Source organism: Streptomyces sp. NPDC104381, assembly GCF_055583745.1.
Window position 1 is genome coordinate 231,984 of sequence record NZ_JBVJNK010000003.1, and the last position, 24,882, is coordinate 256,865.

A 24,882-nucleotide genomic window follows, 5' to 3' on the forward strand; every position below is an offset into this window, starting at 1 on the left:
GCACATCAGTGGAGTTCGCTCTGACCGGCCGGCCCACGGACGGTCCACCGCCGACCCCGCTCCCTACAGGTCCTCGTCGTCCAACTCCCGTACGACCGCGTCGGCTTCCTCCGTGCGGCCGAGTATCCGCAGTACGTCGGCCTTGGCGTTGAGCACGGTACTCAGGTCCGTCGCGTAGGTGTCCGGATCCGCCGCGAAGAGTCGGCGGCAGAGTCGCACCGCCTCCTCCGCGGCCTCCAGTGCCGCGGCCGGGCGCTGTTCCTTGTGCTCATCCGCGATCACCCACCAGCTGCGCAGCAGTTCAGGTTCATGGAGGGCGGGGTTCTCCGCCGCGAGCCGGCGCAGGACGGCCGTCGACTCCGCGGACGCCTCGGCCGCCTCCTCGGGGCGACGGGCGCGTATCAGGAACACACCGAGATTGCCCAGCCCGCTCGCCAGATCCGCCTCGTGGGCCGCCGGGTTGACCCCGGCCAGGCGCCGCAGGACCTCCACGGCCTCCCGGCCCGCCGTCAGGGCGTCCTGGAGGCGCTGGACCTGGTACAGATGCGCACCGAGGTTGCTGAGTGTCCACGCGAGACCGGGTTCGTACGCGGCGGGGTTGGCCCGCGCGAGCCGGCGCTGGATCGCCACCGCTTCCTCGGTCGGAGGCACGGCGTCCTCCAGGAACCCGGCTCCGGCCAGGTGGGCGCCCAGATTGGCCAGTGCGTCCGCCAGATGGGACTCGTAGACCGCCGGGTTGACGGCGGCCAGCCGGCGTTGGATGGCCACGGCCTCGCGGGTCGGGACGTGCGCCTCCTCCATCCGGTGGGCCTCCCACAGATGAATCCCCAGGTTGCTCAGCGCGGTGGCGAGCTGCGGTTCATGGGCGGCACGGTCCTCGGCCGCCAACCGCCGCTGGATGGCGAGGACTTCCTGCCCGATCTCCAGCGTCTCGCTCCTGTGTCCTGCCTGGGCGAGGAAGCTGCCGAGATTGTTCAGGGCGGCGGCCAGGCCCTCCTCGTACGCCGTCGGGTTCGTCGAGGCCAGCCGCCGGCGGAGGGTCACGGCCTCCGTCGCCGCGCTGACCGCCTCCTCGCGCCGGCCCACGTCGGACAGCCGGATCCCGAGTTCGTTGAGCGCCGTGGCGAGGTCGTCATCAGCCTCGGTGCGCACTTCCGTGCCGCCGTCAGCGTTGTTGCGCGCTTCGGTGCCGCCGTCCGGGTCGGAGACGATCGCCTCCGCGACGCGGCGGCAGATGCGCACCGCCTCCTGCGCCGGGGCCACCGCCTCTTCGCGCCTGCCCACCCGCGCCAGGCGGATCCCCAGATCGGTCAGCGCCCCGGCCATCCCGGTCTCGTGGCGTCGCGGATCCGTCGTGACGAGCGATCGCCATGTCTCCAGCGCTTCCCGGGTGCGTTCGAGGGCCTCGCCATGCCGGCCGGCGAACCCCAGACGCGCGCCGAGCCGGTCGAGCTCCCGGGCACGGGTCAGTGGATCCCGGGTCAGGGGCAGCCGGCGTACGGCGAGTCCGTGGACGAGCGCGGCGATCCCGGTGTCCAGGTCCGTGTGGCTGCCCGTGGGAAGCCGCTCCTCGACGGCCTCCAGGACCCCGGTGTCGAGTTCGGCCGCGGCGAGAGCCGTCAGCGCGGCGCCGCCCGCATCGAGGGCCAGCAGAGGATCGGCACGCAGGATCTCCTCGACGTATCCCGTGAGATGGGGCCAGCGGTCGGGTGCGGCAGCCGACGCCAGGAACGTGAGCACACGGGCGAGATGCGCCGGTGCCGCGCCCTTCCCGTCGCGTACGGTCAGCAGTCGGCCGGTGGGGGCGGCCCAGGCCTGGGCGGGATAGTCCGTGACGGAGTGGCCGGGCAGGGTGAGGGCCAGGAAGTCCTCGGCCAGCCGGTCCGGGTAGAGCGGTTCCAGGACGGTGCGGTCGCCGGGCTCCGCGGCGGGATAGCAGAGCGCGTGGTCGGCCAGCACCTGGTCCGCGCGGTGCGGCGAGGCGTCGCAGATACCGGAATCACGCAGCACCGCCCGCCCCAGGTCCCGGGTCTGCGGTCCGGCGAGCGAGGCGACGAAGACGGTGTGGTTCATGACCTCCGGCGGAGTACGCGGAGCGCCCCGGGCGGCGCCGACGCGGTGCGTTCCGCCGTCGGCCATCCGCGACCAGTGCGCGTGCTCACGATCGAGCAGGTACACCGTCAGCCCGGCCATGTCCGCGGGCGCCCGCCGACCCGAGACGTGGGTGTCCACGGCGACCAGCGCCGCCACGTGCAGCGCCAGGGTGAGCCCCATCCCGGCGGAGTCCAGCGGCACGGCCGGGACGACGGCGGGTGGTTCGGCGAGTCCGTAGTGCCGGGCGAATCCGTCCCGAGCCGCGCCGAACATCTCCGTCCGGGCCGCGACCGTGGCCGGCAGCGCGTCGAGCCGTTGCCGGGACGTCGCGGCTCCCCGGTCCGCCGCCGCCTCGGCGACCGGGAGCCAGGCGTCGTCGGTGCGGGCGAGCAGCAGCACGCGGACGGGTGCGCCCGGCTGCCGCAGGAGCGAGTTGCTGAAGAGCCAGCCCAGATGGGACAGCGGCCAGCGATCCGCGTAGTCGACGATGATCAGCAGACCCGTGTGGCCGTCCGAGCGCAGGTCGTGCGAGGCCGAACGCAGTACCGACCCGGGGCCGTGCGTCGCGACGACGGTCTTCCACCCTCTCGCGCCGGCCTCCAGGGCCAGTTGATCGGCCAGCCGGGTCTTGCCCATCCCGCCGGCGCCGTGAAGCCACCTCATCGACAGCCGCGTGTACTCGGTCAGCCACGCGTGCAACGACCGGCGCTCGTCATGGCGTCCGGAGAACCCGACCACGGCGTTCCGGGCGTTGAGCATGCGACTGGGCAGCTCCCGGAGCCATTGCGCCGGCGCCGGCGCGGCCGGGCTCCAGTTCCCGAGGAGGTAGAGGGGCATGCCGTCGCCGAGGACGTGGAGGTCCGCGCCGATCACCCCGTACGCGAATCCGCTCTCCGCGCGGACGCTCTGGTGGGCGGGTGGAACCGTGCTGTCCGGTGCGGCTGACATCGACGGCGCTCCTGGGAGTCGACGGACGGTCGGACGAACGTACAGCCCGGCCACCACGGCCACGCAGAAATACGCAAAGCCAGGTACGGACGGGCATGACCGCACATAATCGGACGTCATGCCGACCACCTCGGGCCCGGACCCCGGCGGCGAACCGTGTCCCGCCGACACCCAGCACATCGTCGCGGCGGGCGGATTCGCCTACGGCACGATGCACGCGCACATCCATGTCGTCGCCGACGGCTCTCCGGCGTATCGGTTGGAGCGCTGGCCGGAGCGTCGGCCGGACACCTCGTCGTCCCGTCGTGCCCCGCTCCGTACCGACGTTCCCTCCACGGCACAGGACCGCCTGCGCGAGTGGCGCGACAGCGGGCCGGCGCTCTCGGGGCGCTGGCTGCACGGACCCGATGACGACCGAAGGGACGGGCTCGCCGCTCGGCTCGCCGCCGAGTCGGCGGAAGCCGGGTGGGAGGTGATGACCGCCTCCCACGGCCCCGGGCCCTCCCCGGCCGCGGCGATGGCCCCCGAGGGACGTCCCGGCGCGCCCGCGGGGGTCCTGCTGATCGTGGAGCACGCCGACCGATGGCCCCAGAGCCATCTGACGTGGCTCCTCAGCAACGCCCTGCTGGAGCGCGCGGGCACCCCGGTGAGAATGCTGTTCCTGTCGGCCCGGCTCGATGCCTGGCCCGCGATACGCGCGTCCCTCGCCGGGCGCCGGGCGGCGCACTCGGCCCAGGCTCTTCCCTGACGCGATGACGACGGCCCCGCCGCACAGGCTCCCCGTGTGGGGTGCGGGGCGGCGGACCCGCGTCAGCCGATCTGTTCGGCCAGGGCGACGATGATGCCCGCCGGGCCGCGAAGGTTGCAGAGCCGGTAGACGTTCTCGTACTGCGCCACCTCGCCGAGGAGTTCGGCGCCGTGGGTGCGCAGGCGGGCGATGGTGTCGTCGATGTCGTCCACGGCGAACATGACGCGGTGCAGGCCCAGCGTGTTGGGCGGAGGGTTCCTCGGCCCGGCTTCGGAAGCCGCGGGGGTGTGGAAGGTGGTCAGCTCCAGCTTGCTGTGGCCGTCCGGGGTCCGCATCATCGCGATGCTGCTCCGTACGCCGTCGAGTCCGGTGGTGTGGTCGGCGTACAGGCCTTCGATCTGCGCCCTGCCCTCCAGCTCCATGCCGAGCTCGGTGAAGAAGGCGACTGCCGCGTCGAGATCGTCGACGACGATGGCGACGTTGTCCATCCGCTGGAGAGTCATGTCGCCGAGCCTAACGACTCGGGGCCGGCACAGCGGGAACTCAGCCGTGTGCGCCCTGTTCCGGAGCTCCGGGTCCGGTCATGGTGCGCCGTCCTCGCGCTCGGCGGCGGAGCCCGCGTCGGTGTCCGCCGTGGGCAAGGGGGCCTGGTGGAGGTGGACGTTGCCGTTCAGCGCGGCGACGGCCATCCCGCCGTACGAGACGATGGTCTGCTGCACGGGTGCGGCCGGCCCCTGCGGGGCCGCGGCGGCGGGTGCGGTCGGGGCTTCCGGAGCCCGGGCCGGAGCCGTCGCGGGGGAGGGGGACGCGGAGACGTCACGGGCGGGCAGGTGGGGCCGAGGGCCGAGCGGCGTGACCGTTTCGTACGGCTGGCCGAGGAGGTAGCGCAGAAGCCCCTCGATGCCGGGCCGGTCGAGGGTGGGGACGTCATGGACGGTGACGGCCCCTCCGGTCATGAACGAAGGCAGGTCGTCACTGTTCTGGCCGGGCAGGACCACGCCCAGGACGCGCAGGTGCCAGTCGTCGGGGTTCCGGTGCACGATCGCGCGCAGTTGACGGGCCTCCCAGGCCACCCCCCTGCCGACCCCGGCCTTCTCCTCGCCCTCCGCGCGGCGACGGTACGCGGGTGACGCGATGACGAGGATGTGGTCCGCCTCGCGGATCTGGCCCGTCATCCACATCGGCCAGTCCTGGGGCTGTTCCGCCGCCGGCAGGTCGATCCGCGCGTCCACATGGTGCTTCCGGAGAAGTGCCCACAGGCACCGGACCCGTTCCGTGTGGGCGTTGTCGTCCTGGGCGTACGAGATGAAGACGCGAGGGGCGGACGGGGGATCCTCTGCCGTCGGCAGATCAGGTTCGGTCACCGTTCCACGGTACCGAGCAACGGCCCCCGGGCGCCCCGTCATCCGCGCTTCCCGGCGGCTCCGCGGCGGTGGCGAAGCTGTCCGGGGCTCATGGCGCGCGCGCACCCGCGTCGGTACGATCGTCGACGCGCAGGTACCAGGGGTTCGTCGACGCGCTAGCACCGGGGGATCGTCGACGCGCGAGCACCGAGGGGGAGAGCCATGACAGCAGTGAGTGACGGGCCGGACACGCCTGTTGTGCGCCGGCCTCTCGACGCCGACCGGATCAAGCATCTCGAATTCATCCAGGCCGTCGTCACCCGCCTGGGCACCAACTCGTTCCTGATCAAGGGGTGGGCGCTCACTCTGGCTGCCGCCTTCCTCGCCCTGTCCGCGGGCCGGCTGAACTGGCCGCTCGCCCTCGCCGGAGCTGTGCCGCTGATCTGTTTCTGGTCACTGGACGGCTACTTCCTCCGCCAGGAGCGGCTGTTCCGCCATCTGTACGAGGACGCCCGGCGCCCCGCGAGCACGGTCGAGGTCCTGTCGATGAACATCGGCCCGTACACGGAACGGGTCCTGTGGAGACACGTCGCCTTCTCCGGCACACTGCTGCTGTTCTACGGCGCTCTGCTCGTGGCGCACCTCGCGGTCGTCGCTCTCGCTGTGTAGCTCCGACGACCGGCCCCCGCGTTCAGGGCGCGACGCTCCGGCACTCCACGGAGATCCGGCGGGCCAGGGCGTCCAGCTCCGCGTCGTCCTCGGACGGGCTGCCCTTCGGCGGCCAGATCGGGCCCATCGCATCTCCGGGCCACCGGGGTACGAGGTGTGTATGGCAGTGGAAGACGCTCTGCGAGGCCGCGGTCCCGGCCGAGTTGACGACGTTCATCCCCTCCGGCTCCAGCGCCGACCGCAGCGCTCTGCCGACCGTCAGTGTGGTCCGTGTCAGATGCTGGACGGACAGCTCGTCCATCTCCCACAGATCCGCGAAGTGTGTGCGGGGGACGACCAGGGTATGACCCCGGGTCGCGGGCGCCAGGGGGAGAAAGGCCACCGTGTGCGGGTCCGAGAACACCACGCGGGCCTTGCCCGGATCGTCGATGATGGCGCAGAAAACACAATCTTCCATCTGCTTCTGGTCCGTTCGGCCGGAAATGGGGCGAAAGCGAGCGAAGGGAATGCTGCGGGTGATTCCGGCGGTCAGGATAGCGGCCGTCGCCTCCGGTCCGTGCGGTCGCGGGCGGCTCCGGAGCCCGTGTACGTCACCCGCTTCGTCCTGCCGTACCGCACTGCGGCTAGTTTGGGTGCAGGACAGATGAGCAGGACAGATGAGCAGGCCCGTGGTGGCAGAGACGCACGGGGGACGGGAGGTCGGGAAGAGTGTCGCTGCGCGGAGGTGATCCAGCCGAGATCGGCGGTTATCCGCTCGAGGCGCGGCTCGGCTCGGGTGGCATGGGCACGGTCTTCCTGGCCCGTACGAGCTCGGGGCGGCCCGTCGCGATCAAACTCATCCACCAGCAGTTCGCGGGGGACGACGAGTTCCGCATCCGCTTCCGGCAGGAGGTGGCGGCCGCGAGACGGGTGAGCGGCGCGTTCACCGCCGCCGTGGTCGACGCGGCCCCCGAGGCCGACCAGCCGTGGATGGCGACGACCTACATCGAGGGGAACACGCTCGCCCAGCACATCGCCGCGAACGGCCCGCTGGACGGGGAGGAGCTGCGGAGGCTCGCCATCGGGCTGGCCGAGGCGCTGCGCGACATCCACCGGGTGGGGGTCGTCCACCGTGACCTGAAGCCCTCGAACGTCGTGCTCTCGCCCGAAGGCCCCCGCGTCATCGACTTCGGCATCTCGCGCGCCGTGGACCAGCAGACGCTGACGATGACGGGGCGGGTCATCGGGACGCCGCCCTTCATGTCGCCCGAGCAGTTGCAGGCGCCGCGTGGGGTGGGGCCGCGGTCCGACGTCTTCTCGCTGGGGACCCTGCTGGTGTACTCGGCGACGGGCCACGGGCCCTTCGACGCGGACAGCCCGTACATGACGGCGTACCAGGTGGTCCACGAGGAACCCTCGCTGGACGCCGTGCCTGCGGCTCTGCGCGCGGTCGTCGAGCCGTGCCTGGACAAGGAGCCGGAGGGGCGGCCCTCGGCCGACGAGCTCCTCGTGCTGCTCAGGGACCTGCCGGCCGACCTCGGCGGGACCGAGGTGAGCGCGGCCGGCGCGGGACGCACCCGGGACATGATCACCCAGCACGACGTCGCGGCGCGGGCCACCCCGACGCCCTCAGACCCGGCCACCGGCGCGGGTACGGAAGGGCCCGGTACGGAAGGCTCCGGTACGCAGGACACCGGCACCGCCCTCGGCCGCCGGCTGCGCGGCCGGTGGCGTCCCGTGCTCGCGGCCGCGGTCGCGGTGGCGGCGATCGGCGGCGGAGTCACCGCGCTGAAGGCGGGCGGTCTCGGAGGGAACGACGGCGGCGACAAGGGCAGCACCGTCGCGGCCCCGGGCGCCACGCTTCCGTCCGGCTTCCAGCCGTGGCACACGACCGTGCCGGGCGGGGACGAGGGCATCCCCGACGAGCTGCGCTGCGTCGCCCGCGAGGACGCGCTGTTCTGCGGGGGCGGGGGAGTGGTCGCGACCCGGGTCAGCCTCCTGGACGGCTCGCGGGCGTGGACGGCGAAGAGCCCCGGCGTCCCCGTCCAGGGCAGGCACCTCGTGGGCGCCACCGACGACACGGTGCTCGGATACCGCTTCGCTTCCCAGGACGACCCGCAGGGACCTCCCGAAGAGGTGGTGGCCGTCGACGCCGACACGGGCCGGGAGCTGTGGTCCGTACCGTCGGGCGCCCAGTCGACGGCCGTCACGGGCCGGTCCCAGGACGCCCTGCTGACCGGCTCCACCGTCGTGACGGTCGACGCCTCCAACTCCCGCTTCGAGGCCCGGGACGCACACAGCGGCGACGTCGCCTGGAAGACGTCGTTCCCCGACGGCACGCGGTGCGCTCCCGTCCCGGCGGGCCCCCGGCTCATGGCGATGTGCGCCACCGACGCGGAGCTGGACGACTCGGAGGTGCGCGACCCCACCCTGTACGCGATGGACCGGGCGTCGGGGGAGCTGGGCAGGCCCATCGCGGTCGACGGCCCGGCCGTGCCGGTGGGAGCCGCCGACGGCAGGCTCGTACTCCTCCAGGAGCACCGGGACGGACCGGCGCTGAACGGCTACGACGGGGTGGCGCGGGTCGACCCGGCCTCGCGGAAGGTCACGTACTCCCGGCTCGCGAAGACGTACGACGGGACCCCCGGCATGGCCGGCGGCACCGTCTACGTGAGCGGGCAGACCGGTCGTGTGACGGCGCTCGACCCCGCGACCGGCCGCAACAAGTGGTCGCGGCAGACGGCCGTGGAGGGCGCGTCCGGGCCCGTGGCGGGAGCCGGCGCGCTGTACTTCAGCTCGGCCACCGGCCGGGTCGTCGCGCTGTCGCCGGACGACGGCACCCTCCTGTGGACGACGGACCCGCAGGCCGACGGCCTGACGGGCGAGCAGGGCGCGAGCCCGCGTGTGACGGTCGCGGGGCGCGCGGTGGTCGTGGCCGGGGACGGGAACACCCTGTTCGCCTTCGACACCCGCAAGCCGCCGAAGTCGGGCTGACCGGGGCGCCGCCGCGCACGCGTCACACCGCTTCCGGTGCGCCCGTCGCCGCCGCGTGGGCCGCGCGGCGGCGGTTGGCGTCCTCGTCGGTCCCCGCGTCGTACGTCAGGAGCTTCGGCAGCGCGGCGGCGAGCAGGCCCACCGAGGCCAGGCAGGCGATGCCGCCGGTCCAGATCGCGGGGCGGGCACCCGTCCAGCCGGCCATCGCACCCGCGCGCACCTGGCCGAGCTGGGGGCCGACGCTGTAGGAGAGGACCTCGATGCCCGCGAGCCGGCCGCGCAGTTCGTCGGGGATGGTCTGGTTCCAGATGGTCGAACGGCCCAGGCCGCTCAGCATGTCGCCCGCCCCGGCCAGGCCCAGGCACACCAGCACCAGCCAGACGTCGGTCAGCCAGCCGGCCGCGGCGATGGCCAGACCCCACCCGGCCGCGCCGCACACGACCAGGAGCCCGTGCCGCCTGACCCGGGACACCCAGCCGCTGGTCAGGCTCACCAGCACCGAACCGACCGACCCGGCCGTGTACATCAACCCCAGGGACCAGTCGGCGTCGAGGTCGTCGGCGAGGAAGGGGAAGATCGTGTTCGGGAAGGCGAAGAACATCGCTGCCAGGTCCACCGCGTAGGTGCCCAGCAGGACCGGGCGCGACCAGGCGTAGCGAGCGCCCTGGGCGATGCCGCGCAGGGACGGCCTCTCCGCGTTCTCGGCGGGCGGCACGGGGGTGAGCCGGAGACACATCGCGACGGACACGGCGAAGCAGGCGACCGTGGTGGCGTAGGCGGGGACGTTGCCCGCGTACGCCACGACCAGGCCCGCCAGCGCCGGACCGGCGATCGCACCGGCCTGCCAGCGGAAGGCGTTGAGCGCGGCGGCCGCCGCGAGCTGGTCGTGCGGCACGATCCGGGCCAGCAGCGAGTCGAGCGCGGGCCGCTGGAGACCGGCCAGCGCCGCCACCCCGGCCGCCACCACGTAGAGCGGCCACAGCATCGGTTCCGGCAGCATCGCGTTCACCAGCAGGACGGCCGCCAGCAGCCCGAGCCCGGCCTCGGTGAACAGGATGACCTTGCGCCGGTCGACCGCGTCGGCGAGCGCCCCGCCGTACAGACCGAAGACGATCAGCGGAACCAGCTCGACGGCGCCCATCGCGCCCACCGCGAGCGGGGACCCGGTCAGTTCCTTGATCTGGAGCGGCAGCGCGACCAGGGCCATGAAGCTGCCGAAATTCGTGATCAGCCCTTGGACCCAGAGGAGCCGGAAGTCACGTGAGGAACGCCAGGGGGAGAGATCGGGCAGCACCGCGGACAGTTTTGACGTCATCGCCGGGAGCCCGCCCTGGGCGCGCATGATCGGGACATGGTGGAACTCCACGTTCTGTGGTGCCGGGGGTGCGTGTTCACGGTGTTCGTCGACCCGGGCACCGGGGCATTCCCGTGACATGTGAAGCGGCCGCACGCCCCGGAGACATATCAGGTAAGGCCAGCCTTATTTCTGTGGCAGTTTATGGGCGTCCGGACCGTGTCGCAATCAAGATAATGGGACAGCGGATGTAGCGGTCAGGACACGTCGTGGGCCGCCGGAGGGGCCCTCGGTCATGAATCCCGCCCGCCGGGCTGCCAGTTGTGCACCTCGATGTCGGCGTACCGGTCCGCGGTCAGGAGGGCGCGCGCCGCGTCCGGGCCGGGTGCGCGGACCAGTGCCGCCGTGCCCACCCAGGTGGTGCCGTCGTCGGCCAGCAGCGGCCCGTACGCGATCAGTTCGTCCCGGCCGGGCGGCACCGCGAGGTCGGCGGCCTGCCCCGAGCCGAGGCCGATCACCAGGTAGCGGTTGCCCTCTGCCGCACCGCCGGGGAAGTCCCACATGGTGCGCCCCAGCAGGTTGCGCCACCGTCGCAGCAGCACGTCCCGGTAGGCGCCCGCCTGGTAGTTGGGCTCGTCGAAGGCGAACGCGCGGGCGGCGGCGGGATCGGGCAGGTCGAGGATGTGGACGCTTCCGGTCGGTGTGTCGCCGTCGTCGGCGAGGGTCGGACCGCGGGCGATCATCTCCTTCGCGTACCCGTCCATGTAGGACCAGTGTGCTTCCAGCAGTTCGGCGCGCAGCGGGAGGGATCCGGGCCGGTCGCGGTGGTAGCAGAGGAACTCCATGCACGAAGCATGTCCCGTGGAGGTGATCAGGTCGAGAGGGTTTCACCGCGTCCGGCCGGCCGCCCGGGGTCGGTGGTCGGGGTCCCGGTGGCCCGGGTCCCGGTGGCGCCCGTGTTCCGCACGCCGGAGCGGAACACGGGCCGCCTTCCCCCGGGGACGGGGGGCCTTACTGCCGGGCGGCCTCCGCGGCCTTGTCCAGGAAGGTGTCGAGCACACCGTCACCGACCTTGGGCCGCACCTTGCCCCAGGAGTTGCGCGGCGGGTCGACGAGCAGGGCCCGGGCCCGGCCCTGCAGTTCGGCGGACTCGGCGAGCAGCCGTTCCGCCGCCTTCGCGTTCCCGTCGTCGTGGGCCGCGAGCGCGTCGAGGGTCTTCACCATCGCGCCGCCCCACAGCTCGGTGGCGTCCAGCCACGGCGCGGCGTCCACGGTGAAGCCCTTCTCCACGTCGCCGCCGCGGATGGTGGCCGGGGCCTTCCGGACGGCCGTCGCGTAGGCGCGCAGGGACTTCAGCGCCTTCACGCGATCGCCGCCGTCCTCCCAGGCCGACCAGAACTCCGCGACCCGCCGACCGAGTTCCGGGGCCTGGGGCTGCCAGGGCTCCGCGCCGAAGGTCGGCGCCATGTGCTGCAAATCGCTGAAGACCAGCAGTGCGCCGGTCGCCGCGCGGTCCCCGCCGGCGAGGTAGGACATCACTCGCGGCCAGCTCTTCCCCGCGTCGTACCCCTGGTCGTTCCAGGCGAAGTCGGCGGCGCCGAAGACGGCGACCTTGCTGGCGTACGGCTGGTTCATGGGGTTGGCGACGATGCCGGAGAGGTGTTCCGAGAGGCCGGCCTCACGCTTGTCGTACGGCGCCAGCAGCAGGCGTCCGGCGGTGTTGCCGAAGTCGTTGACCGGATAGTTGTCCCAGACGAAGACCCGGCGGCCGAAGAGCTCCGAGATCCGGTCCGCCTCGTCGTTCGTGATCTGCGGGGGCACGACGTCGGTGCCGGTCCACATCACCACGACCTCCGGATCCAGGGTGTCCCGGATGATCTTCTTGTACGGGCTGTCCCGCAGGTCGCCGTACTCCGTGGGCACCATCTGCAGCGGCTTCGCGCCGTCATGGCCCGCGATGAAGTCACGCTGTACGTCGTTCAGCAGGTCGACCTGGGCCTTGGCGGCGGACTCCTGGCCGGGCTCGCCGTACGCCGCGCGGTCCGCCTCGCAGTTCCAGCTCGTGTAGTTGATGTCGTCGAGCGGGATCGAGAAGGCGCGGGTGCCCAGGTCGTACAGCGCCTGGAGCTTGGCCTTGAGCGTCGCGCGGTCACCGGCGTCGGAGTAGCAGATCGACTCGCCGGGGGACACGGCGAAGGTGAAGCGCACATGGTTCGCGGTGGCCCGGCCGACCAGTTCGCCGAGCTCGGTGAGCTTGTCCGCGGGGTAGGGCTCGCGCCACTTGCCGCGGTGGTACGGGTCGTCCTTGGGGGCGTAGATGTACGTGTTGGCCTTGACGTCCCCGTAGAAGTCCATCTGGTCCAGGCGCTCCTGGTGTGTCCAGGGCTGGCCGTAGAAGCCCTCGATGGTGCCGCGCAGCGGCATCGACGGGTGGTCGGTGACCTGGACTCCGGAGATGGTCCAGCGCCTGTCGGCCCGGAGGAAGAGCTGGCGCAGGGTCTGCACGGCGTAGTACTGGCCGTCGGCGTCGCTGCCGCCGAGCGCGATGTTCCCGGCGCCACGGGTCCGGTTCACCCGCAGGGCGTATCCCTCGGCCCGGTCGGGCGCTTCGGTGTCCCCGAGCGCCCTGGCGATGTCACCGCGGTCCGCCGCGCCGAGCCGCACGGTGAGGTGGCGTACGGCGTCCCCGGGAACGTTTCCGGGGGCGACGACCTTCACCTCGCGGGCGCCGTGGTCCCTGAGCTCCCGGACCAGCCGGTCCCGGGCGGCGGCGTCCGTGGCGTCGTCGGCCACGACATAGACCTTGCCGGTCACCTGGACGTCGCCACCTGTGCGGCCGATGTTCTGCGGGGTCGGGGAGACCGGCGGTGTGGTGGCCGCGCTGCGGGGTGCGTCGGGGGCGGCGGTGGCCGGCAGGGTCTGAAGCAACAGACCACTTGCGAGTGCGAAGCATGTGCCGACAGCAAGTGTGGTGTTTCTGCGACGTCCCACGTCATCTCCTCAGTTGGTCCGGTCCAATAACTTCCCTGGTTCTCTTCGATGCTGGACCAGGAAGCCGGAAGGCATAAGACGTATGGGGTCTAGACCTCTTGGTGGCAAGCCTTTACTCTGGCCAACACTTCCCGGCCGGGTCTGCCCTTGGCATGCTCCGGCCATTCTGCCCGCCGGGCCGTCGCCCGGCCCGGCGCGCCGCATGACCCCTGCCCCAGAGGAAGCATGGAAGGTGATCATGAGATCCGGAAGACGCCGCAGTACCGCCGCAGCGCTCGGCGTGGTCGCGGCCGTCGCGGCCGCCCTGCTCCCGACAGCCCCCGCCGGAGCGCGGGAAGGCGGTGCCGCGGCGCCCCAGGTGCTCCCCGCGCTGCGTGCATGGGAGCCCGGATCCGGTGAGTTCCGCTTCGGCGCGGGCAGCCGGATCGTGCTCGACGACGCCGACGCGCGGACCACCGCCGACGCGCGCCGGCTCGCGGGCGAGCTGCGCGAGGTGACCGGGCGCGCCCCACGGGTGGTCGAGGACCGGCCCGCCGGCCCCGGCGACATCGTGCTGAGCCAGGACACCGGCCGAAAGGACGACCTCGATGACGAGGGGTACCGCCTGGAGTCCGGTGCCAGGCTGACCGTCACCGGCGCCACCTCCACCGGGATCTATCACGGGACCCGCACCGTGCTGCAGCTGCTCCGCGCGGGCGGCGCGGTCCCGGGCGGCTCGGCCACCGACGTGCCGGAGTACGAGGAGCGCGGCGTGGGTGTCTGCGCCTGCTACATCCACATCTCCATGGACTGGTTCGAGCGGCTGATGCGCGACATGGCGTCGCAGAAGCTGAACCAGCTGTGGATCGAGGCCAAGGTCAGGAGCGACGTCGACCCCGAGTCCGCCTTCTGGGGGTACTACACCAAGGACGAGGTGCGACAGCTGGTCAGGATGGCCGAGCGGTACCACATCGAGCTGATCCCGGAGATCAACTCGCCCGGCCACATGGACACCTACCTGGAGGACCACCCAGAGCTCCAGCTCAGGGACAAGGACGGCACGCCCTCCCCGGCGCGCCTGGACATCACCCGGCCCGAGGCGTTCGCGTACTACACCTCGCTGGTGGACGAGGCGCTCGACGTGTGGGACACCCGCTCCTGGCACATGGGCGCGGACGAGTACATGATCGGCACCGCCTACCCGGACTTCCCGCAGATCCAGGAGTACGCCACCGAGAAGTTCGGCGCCGGAGCCACTCCCGATGACGCCTTCGTCGGTTTCGTCAACCAGGTGAACGACCACGTACGCGCGGACGGCCGCACGCTGCGGATCTGGAACGACGGACTCCTCGGCCGTAACCGCCTGGTCCCACTGGACCGGGACATCGCCGTGGAGCACTGGCTCGGCGGCGGTGATGTGCGGAAGCCGTCCTCCCTGATCGCGGAGGGCCGCGAGGTGATGAACTCCTCGTACTCGCTCTACCTGGTGCGCGGCGGCTACACCATGCAGACCGCGAAGCTGTACGACTCCGGCTGGAGCCCGCTGAGCTTCGAGGACGAGACCCTCGCGTCCAGGCCCGCGAACCTCACCGGCGCGAAGATCACCATGTGGCCGGACAGCGCCGCGGCGGAGACCGAGAACGAGGTCGAGGCCAAGGCGTTCATGCCCCTGCGGTTCATCGCCCAGGCCACCTGGGGAGGCCCCCGCCCCGCCCCGACGTACGGGGAGTTCGAGACGCTGGCCCGCAGCGTCGGGCACGCGCCGGGATGGGCGAACACCGACCGTGAGCCGCTGCGCGCGGGCACGTACCGGCTGGTCGCCACCGGCGGTAAGGAGCTGGCTCCCGCGGGACGGGCCGGGGGCGACCTCGTGGGCTTCGTCGCCGGCCGTGAGGCGGCCTGGGAGGCCGCCGTCACGGCGGACGGCTACTACACGCTCCGGTCGGCGGGGACGGGCCTGTGCCTGGACGTCGAACGCGGCAAGCGCTACCTGGGCGCCCCCATCGAGGCCGGTGCTGAGCTCACCCAGGAGACGTGCGCGGCGGACAAGCGCACCCAGCGCTGGCAGCTGTCGGCGGACGGGGGCGCTCTGACGATCGTGAACGCCATCTCCCAACTGCGGCTGACGGCACGGGCCGGGGACGGGGTCGCGACGCAGACCGCGCCCGACGGGGCGGGGCCGACCCGCGTACGGGCCGTCCCCGCGCATCCCGGGAGCCCCGCCGACCGCCGGTCCTGACCGCTCCGGTGGACGCGCGGGCGACGGTGCGGCCGGGGCGGGCGATCCCCGCCCCGGCCGCACCGTGCCGCCTCGCACCCCGGGGCGGCCGGCGCCCGTCGTTCAGGCCCGGCGCAGTGCGGAGCGGCCCGCGTAACGCGCCGAGTCGCCCAGCTCCTCCTCGATCCGGATCAGCTGGTTGTACTTCGCCGTACGGTCGGAGCGGGAGAGCGAGCCGGTCTTGATCTGACCGCAGCCGGTCGCCACCGCCAGGTCCGCGATGGTGGTGTCCTCCGTCTCGCCCGAGCGGTGCGACATCACAGCCGTCCAGCCCGCCCGGTGGGCGGTGTCCACCGTCGCCAGCGCCTCGGTCAGCGTCCCGATCTGATTGACCTTGACCAGCACCGAGTTGCCGACGCCGGTGCGGATGCCCTCGCGCAGCAGCGCCTCGTCGGTGCAGAACACGTCGTCGCCGACGAGCTGGCAGCGGTCGCCGACCCGGGCGGTCAGCTCCCGCCAGCCCTCCAGGTCGTTCTCCGCCATCGGGTCCTCGATGGAGACGACCGGGTAGGCGTCGATCAGCCCGGCGAGGTGGTCGACGTTCTCGGAGGGGGTGCGCCGCACCCCCTCGCCCGCGTAGTCGTAGACCCCGTCGCGGAAGAACTCCGAGGACGCCGGGTCCATGAGCAGGCCGATGTCGGCGCCGGGACGGTAGCCGGTGCGCTCGATCGCGGCCATCACGAAGTCGAGGGCCTCCTCGGCGGTACGGAGCGACGGCGCGAAGCCGCCCTCGTCCCCGACGCCCGTGGAGTGCCCGGCGGCCAGCAGATCGCGGCGCAGGGTGTGGAAGACCTCGCTGCCCATGCGGACGGCCTCGGCGAAGCTGTCCGCCCCCACCGGCGCGATCATGAACTCCTGGAAGTCCAGCGGGTTGTCGGCGTGGGCACCGCCGTTGACGATGTTCATCATCGGCAGCGGCAGGAGGCGCGCGTCGGCGCCGCCGAGGTGGCGGTGGAGGGGCAGGCGGTGGGCCGCCGCGGCGGCCTTGGCGGCGGCGAGGGAGACGCCGAGGATCGCGTTGGCGCCGAGCCGGGACTTGCCGGCGGTGCCGTCGAGGGCGATCAGCGCGGCGTCGAGACCCGCCTGGTCGGCCGCGTCCAGGCCGCGCACGGCCGCCGCGATCTCGCCGTCGACGTGGGCCACCGCGCGGTCGACGCCCTTGCCGTGCCAGCGCGTGGGATCCCCGTCGCGCAGCTCCACGGCCTCCCGGGCGCCGGTGGAGGCGCCGGAGGGGACGGCCGCGCGTCCCAGGGACCCGTCCGTCAGGACGATGTCGACCTCGACCGTGGGGTTGCCCCGGCTGTCGATGATCCGGCGGGCGGTGACCTTCTCGATGGCGGTGTCCGGGCCTGCTGACTGTGCGGACATGGGAGGTCCTTCCCGTTGTCGTGTGCCGTGGCCCCCGGCTGCGACAACGCTGGCGCTGAGCCCGACGGGAAAAACCATACAGCAATGCTGCTCAGTTTGGCTGTACAGCATTGCTGTGCAGGTCAGCTGTGCAGCCCTCCTGGCCAGCGGGGTAAAGTGCCCTATGCCCACCTCGGAAGCCGCCGCCATCGCCGCCGAACTGCGTACCGCGATGGGCAAGCTCACCCGGCGAGTCAAACACGAGGACCGCATCCCGCTGGGCCAGGTCGCCGTGCTCGGCGTGCTCGACCGCGACGGCGCCATGACCACCAGCGACCTCGCCGCCGATCAGCGCGTACGCCCCCAGTCGATGGCCCGCGCGGTGGGACTGCTCATGGAGCAGAACCTGATCACGCGCCGGGCGCACCCCACGGACGGCCGTAAGTCGCTGGTGGAGCTGTCGGACGCGGGCCGGGCCGCCCTCGAAGCGGAGCGCGGCCGCAGGGCCGGCTGGCTCGCGCAGGCCATCGAGGCCGAACTCACCGATGAGGAGCGGACGTTGCTGGCGCGGAGCGCCGCCCTGCTGGAGCGGCTGGCCACCCGGTGACACGCTCCGTGCGGGCCGGCGCGGACGCCCGGGTGCCCGCCGGCCGCGCCGCGCGTACTCCGTACGGCGCCGGGAGCCCCGGCCATGCCGCTTGATCGTCCCCGGGCGGGGTAGCGAACTGGCATGGCCACTGACAACACATCCACGGATCCGAGCGGTTACGTGCAGCCCGAGGTCGACGTCCGGGCGCTGACCGAGGTGCTCGACGGCGAGTACGCCGAGATCCGCGACCTCGTCCGGACCAACCTGGTGAAGTACGCCTCCGTGCTGGAGGAGGCCGACGAGCTCGGCATCGACGCGTTCCGCGAACGGGTGCGTGAGGTCGTGGTCGAGATGGCCGCGACGGGCCAGACCGGCATGGGCTTCCCGGGCGCGTACGGCGGGGGCGGTGACGTCGGGGCTTCCATCGCCGCGTTCGAGACGCTCGCCTTCGGCGATCTGTCGGTGCTCGTGAAGGTCGGGGTGCAGTTCGGGCTCTTCGGCGGCGCGATCCTGCACCTGGGCACCGAACGCCACCACGACGCCTATCTGCCGGACCTGATCACCGGGAAGCTGATGGGATGCTTCGCGATGACCGAGACCGGGCACGGCTCCAACGTCCAGGCGCTCGGCACCCGCGCGAGGTACGACGCCGCGGCCCAGGAGTTCGTCATCACCACCGACGGCGACCAGGCGCGCAAGGACTACATCGGCAACGCCGCCCGCCACGCCGAACTGGCGGTCGTCTTCGCCCAGCTGGAGGTGGGCGGGAAGTCCGAGGGCGTGCACGCGTTCGTCGTGCCGGTCCGGACCGGCGGTGAGGTGGCGCCCGGCGTCCGCATCGAGGACGACGGCCGCAAGATGGGCCTCAACGGCGTGGACAACGGCCGTATCTGGTTCGACGGCGTGCGGGTGCCGCGCGAGGCCCTGCTCAACCGCTTCGCCGACGTCACCGCCGAAGGCGTCTACGAGAGCCCGATCGACAACCCCGACCGGCGCTTCTTCACCATGCTCGGCACCCTGGTGCAGGGCCGGGTCAGCGTCGGCGGGGCCGGGGTGAACGCCGCCAAGGTCGCCCTCACGATCGCCACGAAGTACGCCGTGCGGCGCAGGCAGTTCGAGGCGGCGTCGGACACCGAGGAGCAGCTGCTCCTCGACTACGGGCTGCACCAGCGCCGTCTGCTGCCGCTCGTCGCGCGCACCTACGCGCTGCACTTCGCGCAGGACGTGGTGCGCACGCAGCTGCACGAGGTGTTCTCCGGCATCACGGACGACGAGCAGGCGCGGCGCCGGCTGGAGTCACGGGCCGCCGGGACCAAGGCGCTCGGGACCTGGCACGCGACCCGGGTCGTCCAGGAGTGCCGCGAGGCGTGCGGCGGCGCCGGGTACCTCGCCGTCAACCGCTTCGCCGCCCTCAAGGCCGACAGCGACATCTTCACCACCTTCGAGGGCGACAACCACGTCCTGCTCCAGCTCGTGGCCAAGGGCCTGCTCACCCATCACGCCAGTGAGTTCGAGGACCTGGACCAGCTCGGCATGGTCCGCTACGTCACCGGCCTCGCGGTGGAGACGGTCATCGAGAAGACCTCGGCCCACAAGCTGCTGGAACGGGTGCGTGACCTGCTGCCCGGCGGTGACGAGTGGGACCAGGAGGCGGGCCTGCTCGACTCGGAGTACCAGCTCGCCATGCTCCGCCACCGCGAGGAGCACATGCTCGCGGGCGTGGCCCGCCGGCTCAAGCGCGGGATCGACCAGAAGCGCAACCCCGGCGTCGTCTTCTCGCAGGTGCAGGACCATGTCATCGCGGTCGCCCACGCGCACGTCGAGCGGCTGGTGCTGGAGGCGTTCGTCGACAAGGTGCGCGCGCTCCCCGAGAGCGGCGACAAGGTGGCGCTGGGCCTGCTGTGCGACCTGTTCGCCCTGTCGACGATCGAGGCGGACCGGGCGTGGTTCATGGAGCACGGCAGGCTGACGATCCAGCGTTCCAAGGCGATCAGCCGTGAGGTGAACGATCTCTGCCGCAAGGTCCGGCCCCTCGCGGTCGACCTCGTCGACGCCTGGGGCGTCCCGGCCGAGATGCTGCGCGCGCCGGATCTGCTGGGCTGAGTCACGCCCTAGGTGTATTGCCTTGTGAGGTTGGGGACCCGTGCCCGCGCGCGGGCGAGCAGACCGGCCGCGTCCGGTTTCGCCTGGAGGGACTTGAGCGTCAGCAGCCACCACTGGTCGAACTGCTCCCACCGGTCGCGGCCGGCCGGCAGGTCGTCGGTCAGTGTGCAGAGCCCGAAGAAGGCGGACACGAGCGGCACGGCCGCGGCCGACGGCCTCACGTCGGCCGCGAGTTCACCCCGCGCGCGGGCCTGGGCGAGAAGCCGGGTGGCGGCCAGGGCCCAGGCGTCGAACGGCGTGGGCACGGCTGCCTCGATGCCCCGGCGCTCCGCCCAGAGCCGGGCGCCGGCCCGCGCCACGACGTCCTCGCTGAGGGAACGCGCGACACCGAGGCTGAGGGCGACCAGCTTCTCCAGCGGAGGAATACCGGGCGCGGCGTAGGGGGCGGCCAGCTGCGGCCAGGTGGCGAACTGTTCCCTGGCCACCGCCAGGGCCAGCTTCTCCTTGCTCGAGTAATGGAAATAGATCGCGCCGCTGGTCTTTCCCGAGTGATCGCTTATGTCATTGACACTCGTTCCCGCATATCCACGTTCGACAAATAGATGTGCTGCTGATTCCAGCAATAGTTTTCGGGTTGCCCGGGCTCTGTCCTGCACGTACGTTCCACCTTCGCTCGCATGTTCTGTCGCTACGGCGAGAGAATGCGGACCCTCTCCCTGGGGGCGCAGTCGCATCGCGCGAAGATCTTATTATTCGTCAGCCGCCCCCATGTGGACGCGTGTTCACACAATCTCCCGCCCGGCTGGGGAGAAACGTTTCGTGTGGGCGTCATGACTACGCCTCCCGTGGTGTCGCACGCGACCGGGAGCGCCGCTCACCAGGCGTGTTGACCGCCCTCCGCGCGCGCCGGGCCGTTTCACCGGCCCGTGCGTGCGCCCCTGACGCCGGCGGCCGGGGCAATTCCATGCACTCGAATTGGTGATTGCGGAAATCGGAGAGGCCGAAATAACGTAACGGCCACGATGTTTTCGGCTCGGGCCGAAAACGACGATCCACGTCCGCCACGACGCGCTCAGCAACGTGCACGCGGTCGCAGCAGCCGTGCTCATGCGCACGGTTCCCTCATTGCCGCGCATTCGTCATCCGCATCCCGGCACCTCTCTGCACCCGTGCACGAAACGGTCGGCGCAGTCTCCGAGAACGGCAGTTACATGACAGCTCGTAACATCCTTGCCTGGTCCCCGTCAGCCATCGTCTTCGACTGCGACGGGACCCTGATGGACACGGAACGACACTGGCAGGAGGCCCGGAACGCCACCTTCCGGGTGTTCGGCCTCAAGCCTCCGGCCGGATTCGCCGACCGTGCCAAGGGCGTGCACTACACCGAGTGCGGCGCGCTCATGGCCGAGGAGACCGGGAAGCCGGATCTCGCGGACGACCTGGCGGCCACCCTCCTCACCACCTTCACCGCGCTGGTCGACGAGGACCCCGTCACCATGCCGGGCGCCGCCGCGCTGGTGCGGCTGGCGGCCCGGCACCTCCCCCTCGCGGTGGCGAGCAACTGCCCCCGGGAGACGGTGGAAGCGTGCCTGGACCGGGCCGGGCTCCTCGGCTCCTTCAGCCATGTCGTGGTCGCCGGCGAGGACGTACGGCCGAAGCCGGAACCCGATGTCTACAGCGTGGCCGTCCGTCTCTGCGGCGTCCCGCCCGAGAAGGCTCTGGCCGTGGAGGACTCGCTCACGGGCATGGAGTCCGCCCGCCGGGCGGGCCTCCGCGTCATCGGCCTCGGGCCCTGCCCGCCGGGACCGGACGCGGAACAGGCCGACCTGTGGGTCGACAGCCTCGCCGACCGGGAGCTGGTGGGCTGGGCCCGCAGCCGGATCGGGGAGTAGCGCACCCCGCTGCCCCGGGCGCGGGTCCGGTCAGCCGGTGGGGCGCAGATGGGGCCCCAGGGCGGGGACGGCGCCGGCGGCGGAGGCGAAGAACAGGGCGATCCCCACCGCGCCGGGATCGGGGATGCCGGTCGCCCGTTCGCCGAGATAGCTGGCCCGGCCCATGCGCGCCGACAGGTCGGCGGTGTCCCGTACGCCACGCCAGGCGCCGTCCGCCGCCGTGGCCAGGGCGGTCGCGGGCGGTGCCGTCCCCGCCGCCCGCAGTGCGGCGGCGGCCGGATCCAGCGCGTCGACCAGCGTCTTGTCGCCGGGGGCCGCATCACCCACACGGCGGATGGCGGCGAGGCCCTGGGCCGTGCCTTCGGCGAGGGCGGTCGTCGTCAGCCCCGGACCGGAGTCCGCGGCGGCCCTGCTCAGCGCCTGGAACAGCAGGCCGAACAGGGGGCCGCTGGTCCCGCCGATCTCGTCGAGGAAGGCGGTGGCCATGGCGCCCAGGGTCTCCGCGGGCCCGGCCGACCCGTCCGTACGGTCGAGCAGCCGCCCGGCGGCCCGGACCCCGGTCGCGAGATTGGTCCCGAAGTCGCCGTCCCCCGCCCGCTGGTCGAGCGCGGTCAGCTCGGCCTCGGTCGCGTACACCGAGTCGGCGAAGCGGCGTATCCAGTCACGGGTCTGTGTCCCGTCGAAAGCGGCAGTCGTCATGGGGCCGTCCTCCTGCTCCTGTCACGGGCCGCCGGGGCGCAGGCCCGCGGGCCGCTCACCATCGCAACGCCGGGGTGCGGACCGGCGCATCGTAGAAGCCCAGGGTGTCGTGGTCGGCGACCATCAGGGTCAGGGAGAAGCCCCGCATGTCGAGCGCGGTCACGTAGTCGCCGACGAGGTGCCGGACGAGCCGCACACGCCGGGCGTCGAGGACCCGGCCGAGTTCACCGAAGATGCCGTACAGCTCGAGCGAGGTGACCGACCCCAGGCCGTTGACCAGGGCCACGACCGGGTCGTCGGGGCCGGGGCGCAGCGCGTCCAGCAGGGCGCCGGTCATGTCCTCCACGAGCGCGCCCATGCTGCCCTGGCTCCTGGTGCGGTCGGCGCGCTCGCCGTGGATCCCGACGCCGTACTCCAGTTCCCCGGGCAGCAGCCCGAACGCGGGCTCACCGGTGGCCGGCGCGTTGTGGGCGGCGGAGGCGGCGGCGAGCGTCCGGCACCGGCCCGCGAGGGAGGTGCCGAGGTCCACCAGCGCGTCGAGCCCCATCCCGGTGTCGGCGGCGCCGCCCAGGACCTTCTCGACCAGCATCGTGGCACCCGTGCCCCGGCGCCCCGCGGCGATCTCCTCGGAGTCGGAGGCCAGGTCGTCGTCGATGAGGACCCGCGCGCAGGTGATGCCCGCGTCGGCGAGCCGCTCGGCCGCGATGCCGAAGTTGATCCGGTCGCCGGTGTAGTTCTTGACGATGTGCAGCACGCCCTCCGGCCCCGCCACCGCACGGGACGCCCGGTAGATCTGCCGGTTGTGCGGGGAGGCGAAGACCCTGCCGGGGCAGGCGGCGTCGAGCATGCCCGCGCCGACGTATCCGGCGTGCAGGGGTTCGTGCCCCGAGCCGCCACCCGACAGGAGCCCCACCCGCCGGGCCGGTGAGGCCTGCCGGGCGGTGAAGAACCCGTCGCGCGGGTCGTACGCCACGAGGTCCGCGTGGGCACGGGCGAAGCCGGACAGCGCGTCGGGGACGAGTTCGCCGGCGTCGTTCTCGAAGTACCTGGCCATACGCCGAACCCCTTCCGTCCACGGCTGCGGGGCCGGGCGGGCCGGCCTCCGGACGAGACCTCCATGGTGGGGGTGACCGAGCGCATGCGGCAACTCGCGGACCGTATCGGCGGCTGCCGCGGTGACCGAGGGGCCCCGGTCAAGGGCCGCCCGCATCGGAATTCCGATTCCTGGAATCGGATTCCCTATTGGTCCTCCCGCGGCGTGCGGCCTAACGTCATGAGGTCGCCGGGGCGTCGCCGCGGGCGACGGCGCGGGCCGGAACCATTCGAGGAGAGACATGTCGAAGATCGTTTTCGTGATGACCGGCGCCGATGAGTGGACGCAGGCCGACGGCGGCAAGCGTCGCACCGGCTTCTGGGCCGACGAGGCGGTCATCCCCTACGAGGCGTTCAAGGCCGCGGGGCACGAGATCACCGTGGCCACCCCGGGCGGAGTGGTCCCGCCCGCGGACCCGACCAGTCTCAGTGCGCAGGCCAACGGGGGAGAGGCCGGGGCCGCGGCGGTCCGGGCGGCGCTGGACTCCCCGGAGTTCCGTAACCCCTCGGTCCTCGCCGCCGTGCGGGTGGAGGACTTCGACGCGGTGTACGTTCCCGGCGGCCGGGGCCCGATGGAGGACCTGGCGGTCGACGCGGACTGCGGCCGTGTCCTGACCGAGGCCGTGGAGTCCGGTCTGCCGGTGGGTGTGGTGTGCCACGGCCCGGCGGCGCTGCTCGCCGCCGTCAAGGAGGACGGCACCAACGCCTTCTCGGGCTACCGGATCACCACGTTCAGCAATGCCGAGGAGCGGCTCAGCGGCTGCGCCGAGATCTCGAAGTGGCTGCTGGAGGACCGGCTCACCGAGGCCGGCCTGAAGGTCGAGGTGGGGGAGCCGTGGGCGCCCTTCGTCAAGGTCGACCGCAACGTCGTGACCGGCCAGAACCCCGCCTCCTCCGGTCCGCTCGCCACCGAACTGCTCAAGAAGCTTGCCTGAGCCGGCACGGGAGGGCCCTGCTCCGGGGGCCCCGCTGAGATACCCGTCTCAGCATGTGGCGCAAAAGTTTGACATTAGATGAGCTTATGGTCAATAAAGGTGATGCTTTGGCCACTTATTCACGTCCCGTCACCGGGGTCGTGAGGCCTGTCCCACCTAGCGAATGAGTACCGCCGTGTCCCACTCCGCCCCCGACCGCGCATCCGTCGATCCCGCGGAGGAGTGGGACGCCTGGCGCGCCGAGCGCCACCGCGCGCTCACGGCGCCCACCGGCAACCTGGCCCTGGTCGAGACCCGCTGGGCCCCCGCCGGTGAGGTCCCCGACGTGGCGGAAGCCCGCGAGGGGCAGCCCGACACCGTCACCGTCACGACGCTCCGGCGCACCGACCTGGTCAGCGGCGAGGCCGAGCACGGTCTGCGCTTCTGGGACGCGGACGCGCCCGCCATCCGCCACTTCGACCGGGTCGACACCTTCCCGTACGACCCGGCCTGGGTCCTGGAGGCGTCGTTCACGCCCGTCCCCGGCGCCCGGCGCATCGCCTTCGAGCACATCCGGGACAACGGAGGCAGCCGCGACCTGGTCGTCCCCGGCGACATCACGCTCACCGTCGACGGCCGCGCGTACACGCTGAGCGCCTTCGACGACGACGGGACCCTGCTGCTCGTCTTCGGTGACCCGACCAACGGCGACAGCACCTACGGGGCGGGCCGCTTCCTCTTCGTCCGGCGTACGGACGACGAGAGCCGGGTCGTCCTCGACTTCAACCGGGCCTTCGTGCCGCCCTGCGGATTCTCCGATCAGTACAACTGTCCGATGCCGCCGCGGCAGAACCGCTTCCACCTGCCCGTCGAGGCCGGCGAGAAGCTCCCCCTCCTCCGCGACGGCTCCGACGCCCAGCACTGATCAC

Annotated in this window: 20 protein-coding genes; 9 read left to right on the forward strand and 11 right to left on the reverse strand. The window is 72.2% G+C overall.

Annotation, left to right across the window (positions count from 1 at the left end):
* Window positions 1-63: 63 nt before the first annotated feature.
* Window positions 64-3,042: a tetratricopeptide repeat protein gene (locus ACZ607_RS10590; RefSeq protein ID WP_469733839.1), complete on the reverse strand. Its 2,979-nt coding sequence runs from the start codon at window positions 3,040-3,042 to the stop codon at window positions 64-66.
* A gap of 118 nt (window positions 3,043-3,160) precedes the next feature.
* Between ACZ607_RS10590 and ACZ607_RS10595 the strand changes: the two genes are divergently transcribed.
* Complete coding sequence (locus ACZ607_RS10595) at window positions 3,161-3,790, forward strand: hypothetical protein (protein WP_469733841.1); 630 nt, start codon at window positions 3,161-3,163, stop codon at window positions 3,788-3,790.
* A 62-nt stretch (window positions 3,791-3,852) separates the two neighbouring features.
* On the opposite strand, the gene ACZ607_RS10600 is transcribed toward ACZ607_RS10595, so the two are convergent.
* Entirely contained in the window at window positions 3,853-4,293 is a 441-nt protein-coding gene (locus tag ACZ607_RS10600; RefSeq protein WP_469733843.1) for a VOC family protein, read from the reverse strand.
* 78 nt (window positions 4,294-4,371) lie between these two features.
* Window positions 4,372-5,154 carry a toll/interleukin-1 receptor domain-containing protein gene (locus ACZ607_RS10605; RefSeq protein WP_469733845.1) on the reverse strand — a complete coding sequence of 261 codons (783 nt, stop codon included), beginning with the start codon at window positions 5,152-5,154 and terminating at the stop codon, window positions 4,372-4,374.
* A gap of 201 nt (window positions 5,155-5,355) precedes the next feature.
* Between ACZ607_RS10605 and ACZ607_RS10610 the strand changes: the two genes are divergently transcribed.
* Entirely contained in the window at window positions 5,356-5,802 is a 447-nt protein-coding gene (locus ACZ607_RS10610) for a hypothetical protein (RefSeq protein ID WP_469733847.1), read from the forward strand.
* 22 nt (window positions 5,803-5,824) lie between these two features.
* On the opposite strand, the gene ACZ607_RS10615 is transcribed toward ACZ607_RS10610, so the two are convergent.
* A complete protein-coding gene (locus ACZ607_RS10615; RefSeq protein WP_469733849.1) occupies window positions 5,825-6,259 on the reverse strand; it encodes an HIT family protein in 435 nt (144 codons plus the stop codon).
* 251 nt (window positions 6,260-6,510) lie between these two features.
* Here ACZ607_RS10615 and ACZ607_RS10620 point away from each other — a divergent pair, with 251 nt between their 5' ends.
* Window positions 6,511-8,775: a serine/threonine-protein kinase gene (locus tag ACZ607_RS10620; RefSeq protein WP_469733850.1), complete on the forward strand. Its 2,265-nt coding sequence runs from the start codon at window positions 6,511-6,513 to the stop codon at window positions 8,773-8,775.
* A 22-nt stretch (window positions 8,776-8,797) separates the two neighbouring features.
* Here the strand turns inward: ACZ607_RS10620 and ACZ607_RS10625 are convergent, their stop codons facing one another.
* The 3 genes from ACZ607_RS10625 to ACZ607_RS10635 all read right to left on the reverse strand — a co-directional run bounded on the left by ACZ607_RS10625 (window position 8,798) and on the right by ACZ607_RS10635 (window position 12,997).
* Window positions 8,798-10,090 carry an MFS transporter gene (locus ACZ607_RS10625; RefSeq protein ID WP_469734908.1) on the reverse strand — a complete coding sequence of 431 codons (1,293 nt, stop codon included), beginning with the start codon at window positions 10,088-10,090 and terminating at the stop codon, window positions 8,798-8,800.
* Between the two features lie 272 nt (window positions 10,091-10,362).
* A complete protein-coding gene (locus tag ACZ607_RS10630) occupies window positions 10,363-10,914 on the reverse strand; it encodes a YciI family protein (protein WP_469733852.1) in 552 nt (183 codons plus the stop codon).
* A gap of 166 nt (window positions 10,915-11,080) precedes the next feature.
* Window positions 11,081-12,997, reverse strand: a complete 1,917-nt coding sequence (locus ACZ607_RS10635; protein WP_469733853.1) for a beta-N-acetylhexosaminidase family protein — start codon at window positions 12,995-12,997, stop codon at window positions 11,081-11,083.
* A gap of 301 nt (window positions 12,998-13,298) precedes the next feature.
* On the opposite strand from ACZ607_RS10635, the gene ACZ607_RS10640 reads away from it, so the two are divergent.
* Window positions 13,299-15,278 carry a family 20 glycosylhydrolase gene (locus tag ACZ607_RS10640; protein WP_469733855.1) on the forward strand — a complete coding sequence of 660 codons (1,980 nt, stop codon included), beginning with the start codon at window positions 13,299-13,301 and terminating at the stop codon, window positions 15,276-15,278.
* Window positions 15,279-15,380: 102 nt separating this feature from the next.
* Here the strand turns inward: ACZ607_RS10640 and eno are convergent, their stop codons facing one another.
* Complete coding sequence (gene eno / locus ACZ607_RS10645; RefSeq protein ID WP_469733857.1) at window positions 15,381-16,685, reverse strand: phosphopyruvate hydratase; 1,305 nt, start codon at window positions 16,683-16,685, stop codon at window positions 15,381-15,383.
* Between the two features lie 163 nt (window positions 16,686-16,848).
* On the opposite strand from eno, the gene ACZ607_RS10650 reads away from it, so the two are divergent.
* Window positions 16,849-17,271, forward strand: a complete 423-nt coding sequence (locus ACZ607_RS10650) for a MarR family winged helix-turn-helix transcriptional regulator (RefSeq protein WP_469733859.1) — start codon at window positions 16,849-16,851, stop codon at window positions 17,269-17,271.
* Between the two features lie 123 nt (window positions 17,272-17,394).
* The gene (locus ACZ607_RS10655; protein ID WP_469733861.1) at window positions 17,395-19,356 is read left to right on the forward strand and encodes an acyl-CoA dehydrogenase family protein; all 1,962 of its coding nucleotides are present in this window, start codon (window positions 17,395-17,397) and stop codon (window positions 19,354-19,356) included.
* An 8-nt stretch (window positions 19,357-19,364) separates the two neighbouring features.
* Here ACZ607_RS10655 and ACZ607_RS10660 read toward each other — a convergent pair whose 3' ends face one another.
* On the reverse strand, window positions 19,365-20,012 hold the full coding sequence (locus tag ACZ607_RS10660; protein WP_469733863.1) for a ScbR family autoregulator-binding transcription factor: 648 nt from the start codon (window positions 20,010-20,012) through the stop codon (window positions 19,365-19,367).
* Window positions 20,013-20,567: 555 nt separating this feature from the next.
* Here ACZ607_RS10660 and ACZ607_RS10665 point away from each other — a divergent pair.
* Entirely contained in the window at window positions 20,568-21,248 is a 681-nt protein-coding gene (locus tag ACZ607_RS10665; protein WP_469733864.1) for an HAD family hydrolase, read from the forward strand.
* 30 nt (window positions 21,249-21,278) lie between these two features.
* Here the strand turns inward: ACZ607_RS10665 and dhaL are convergent, their stop codons facing one another.
* Both dhaL and ACZ607_RS10675 read right to left on the reverse strand, forming a co-directional pair.
* On the reverse strand, window positions 21,279-21,947 hold the full coding sequence (dhaL, locus tag ACZ607_RS10670; protein WP_469733866.1) for a dihydroxyacetone kinase subunit DhaL: 669 nt from the start codon (window positions 21,945-21,947) through the stop codon (window positions 21,279-21,281).
* Window positions 21,948-22,002: 55 nt separating this feature from the next.
* Window positions 22,003-23,001 (reverse strand): dihydroxyacetone kinase subunit DhaK, encoded by a 999-nt coding sequence (locus ACZ607_RS10675; RefSeq protein ID WP_469733867.1) that lies wholly within the window; start codon window positions 22,999-23,001, stop codon window positions 22,003-22,005.
* 280 nt (window positions 23,002-23,281) lie between these two features.
* Here ACZ607_RS10675 and ACZ607_RS10680 point away from each other — a divergent pair, with 280 nt between their 5' ends.
* Together ACZ607_RS10680 and ACZ607_RS10685 are read left to right on the forward strand one after the other, a co-directional pair.
* The gene (locus ACZ607_RS10680) at window positions 23,282-23,974 is read left to right on the forward strand and encodes a type 1 glutamine amidotransferase domain-containing protein (protein WP_469733869.1); all 693 of its coding nucleotides are present in this window, start codon (window positions 23,282-23,284) and stop codon (window positions 23,972-23,974) included.
* A 163-nt stretch (window positions 23,975-24,137) separates the two neighbouring features.
* Entirely contained in the window at window positions 24,138-24,878 is a 741-nt protein-coding gene (locus ACZ607_RS10685; RefSeq protein ID WP_469733871.1) for a DUF1684 domain-containing protein, read from the forward strand.
* Window positions 24,879-24,882 lie beyond the last annotated feature (4 nt).

Bases quoted from the DNA above. Each gene is read 5' to 3' on its own strand.
- ACZ607_RS10590 (WP_469733839.1), bottom strand. From the start codon at position 3,042: ATGTCAGCCGCACCGGACAGCACGGTTCCACCCGCCCACCAGAGCGTC.
- ACZ607_RS10595 (WP_469733841.1), top strand. From the start codon at position 3,161: ATGCCGACCACCTCGGGCCCGGACCCCGGCGGCGAACCGTGTCCCGCC.
- ACZ607_RS10600 (WP_469733843.1), bottom strand. From the start codon at position 4,293: ATGACTCTCCAGCGGATGGACAACGTCGCCATCGTCGTCGACGATCTC.
- ACZ607_RS10610 (WP_469733847.1), top strand. From the start codon at position 5,356: ATGACAGCAGTGAGTGACGGGCCGGACACGCCTGTTGTGCGCCGGCCT.
- ACZ607_RS10615 (WP_469733849.1), bottom strand. From the start codon at position 6,259: ATGGAAGATTGTGTTTTCTGCGCCATCATCGACGATCCGGGCAAGGCC.
- ACZ607_RS10625 (WP_469734908.1), bottom strand. From the start codon at position 10,090: ATGACGTCAAAACTGTCCGCGGTGCTGCCCGATCTCTCCCCCTGGCGT.
- ACZ607_RS10630 (WP_469733852.1), bottom strand. From the start codon at position 10,914: ATGGAGTTCCTCTGCTACCACCGCGACCGGCCCGGATCCCTCCCGCTG.
- ACZ607_RS10640 (WP_469733855.1), top strand. From the start codon at position 13,299: ATGAGATCCGGAAGACGCCGCAGTACCGCCGCAGCGCTCGGCGTGGTC.
- eno (WP_469733857.1), bottom strand. From the start codon at position 16,685: ATGTCCGCACAGTCAGCAGGCCCGGACACCGCCATCGAGAAGGTCACC.
- ACZ607_RS10650 (WP_469733859.1), top strand. From the start codon at position 16,849: ATGCCCACCTCGGAAGCCGCCGCCATCGCCGCCGAACTGCGTACCGCG.
- ACZ607_RS10655 (WP_469733861.1), top strand. From the start codon at position 17,395: ATGGCCACTGACAACACATCCACGGATCCGAGCGGTTACGTGCAGCCC.
- ACZ607_RS10665 (WP_469733864.1), top strand. From the start codon at position 20,568: ATGACAGCTCGTAACATCCTTGCCTGGTCCCCGTCAGCCATCGTCTTC.
- dhaL (WP_469733866.1), bottom strand. From the start codon at position 21,947: ATGACGACTGCCGCTTTCGACGGGACACAGACCCGTGACTGGATACGC.
- ACZ607_RS10675 (WP_469733867.1), bottom strand. From the start codon at position 23,001: ATGGCCAGGTACTTCGAGAACGACGCCGGCGAACTCGTCCCCGACGCG.
- ACZ607_RS10680 (WP_469733869.1), top strand. From the start codon at position 23,282: ATGTCGAAGATCGTTTTCGTGATGACCGGCGCCGATGAGTGGACGCAG.
- ACZ607_RS10685 (WP_469733871.1), top strand. From the start codon at position 24,138: ATGAGTACCGCCGTGTCCCACTCCGCCCCCGACCGCGCATCCGTCGAT.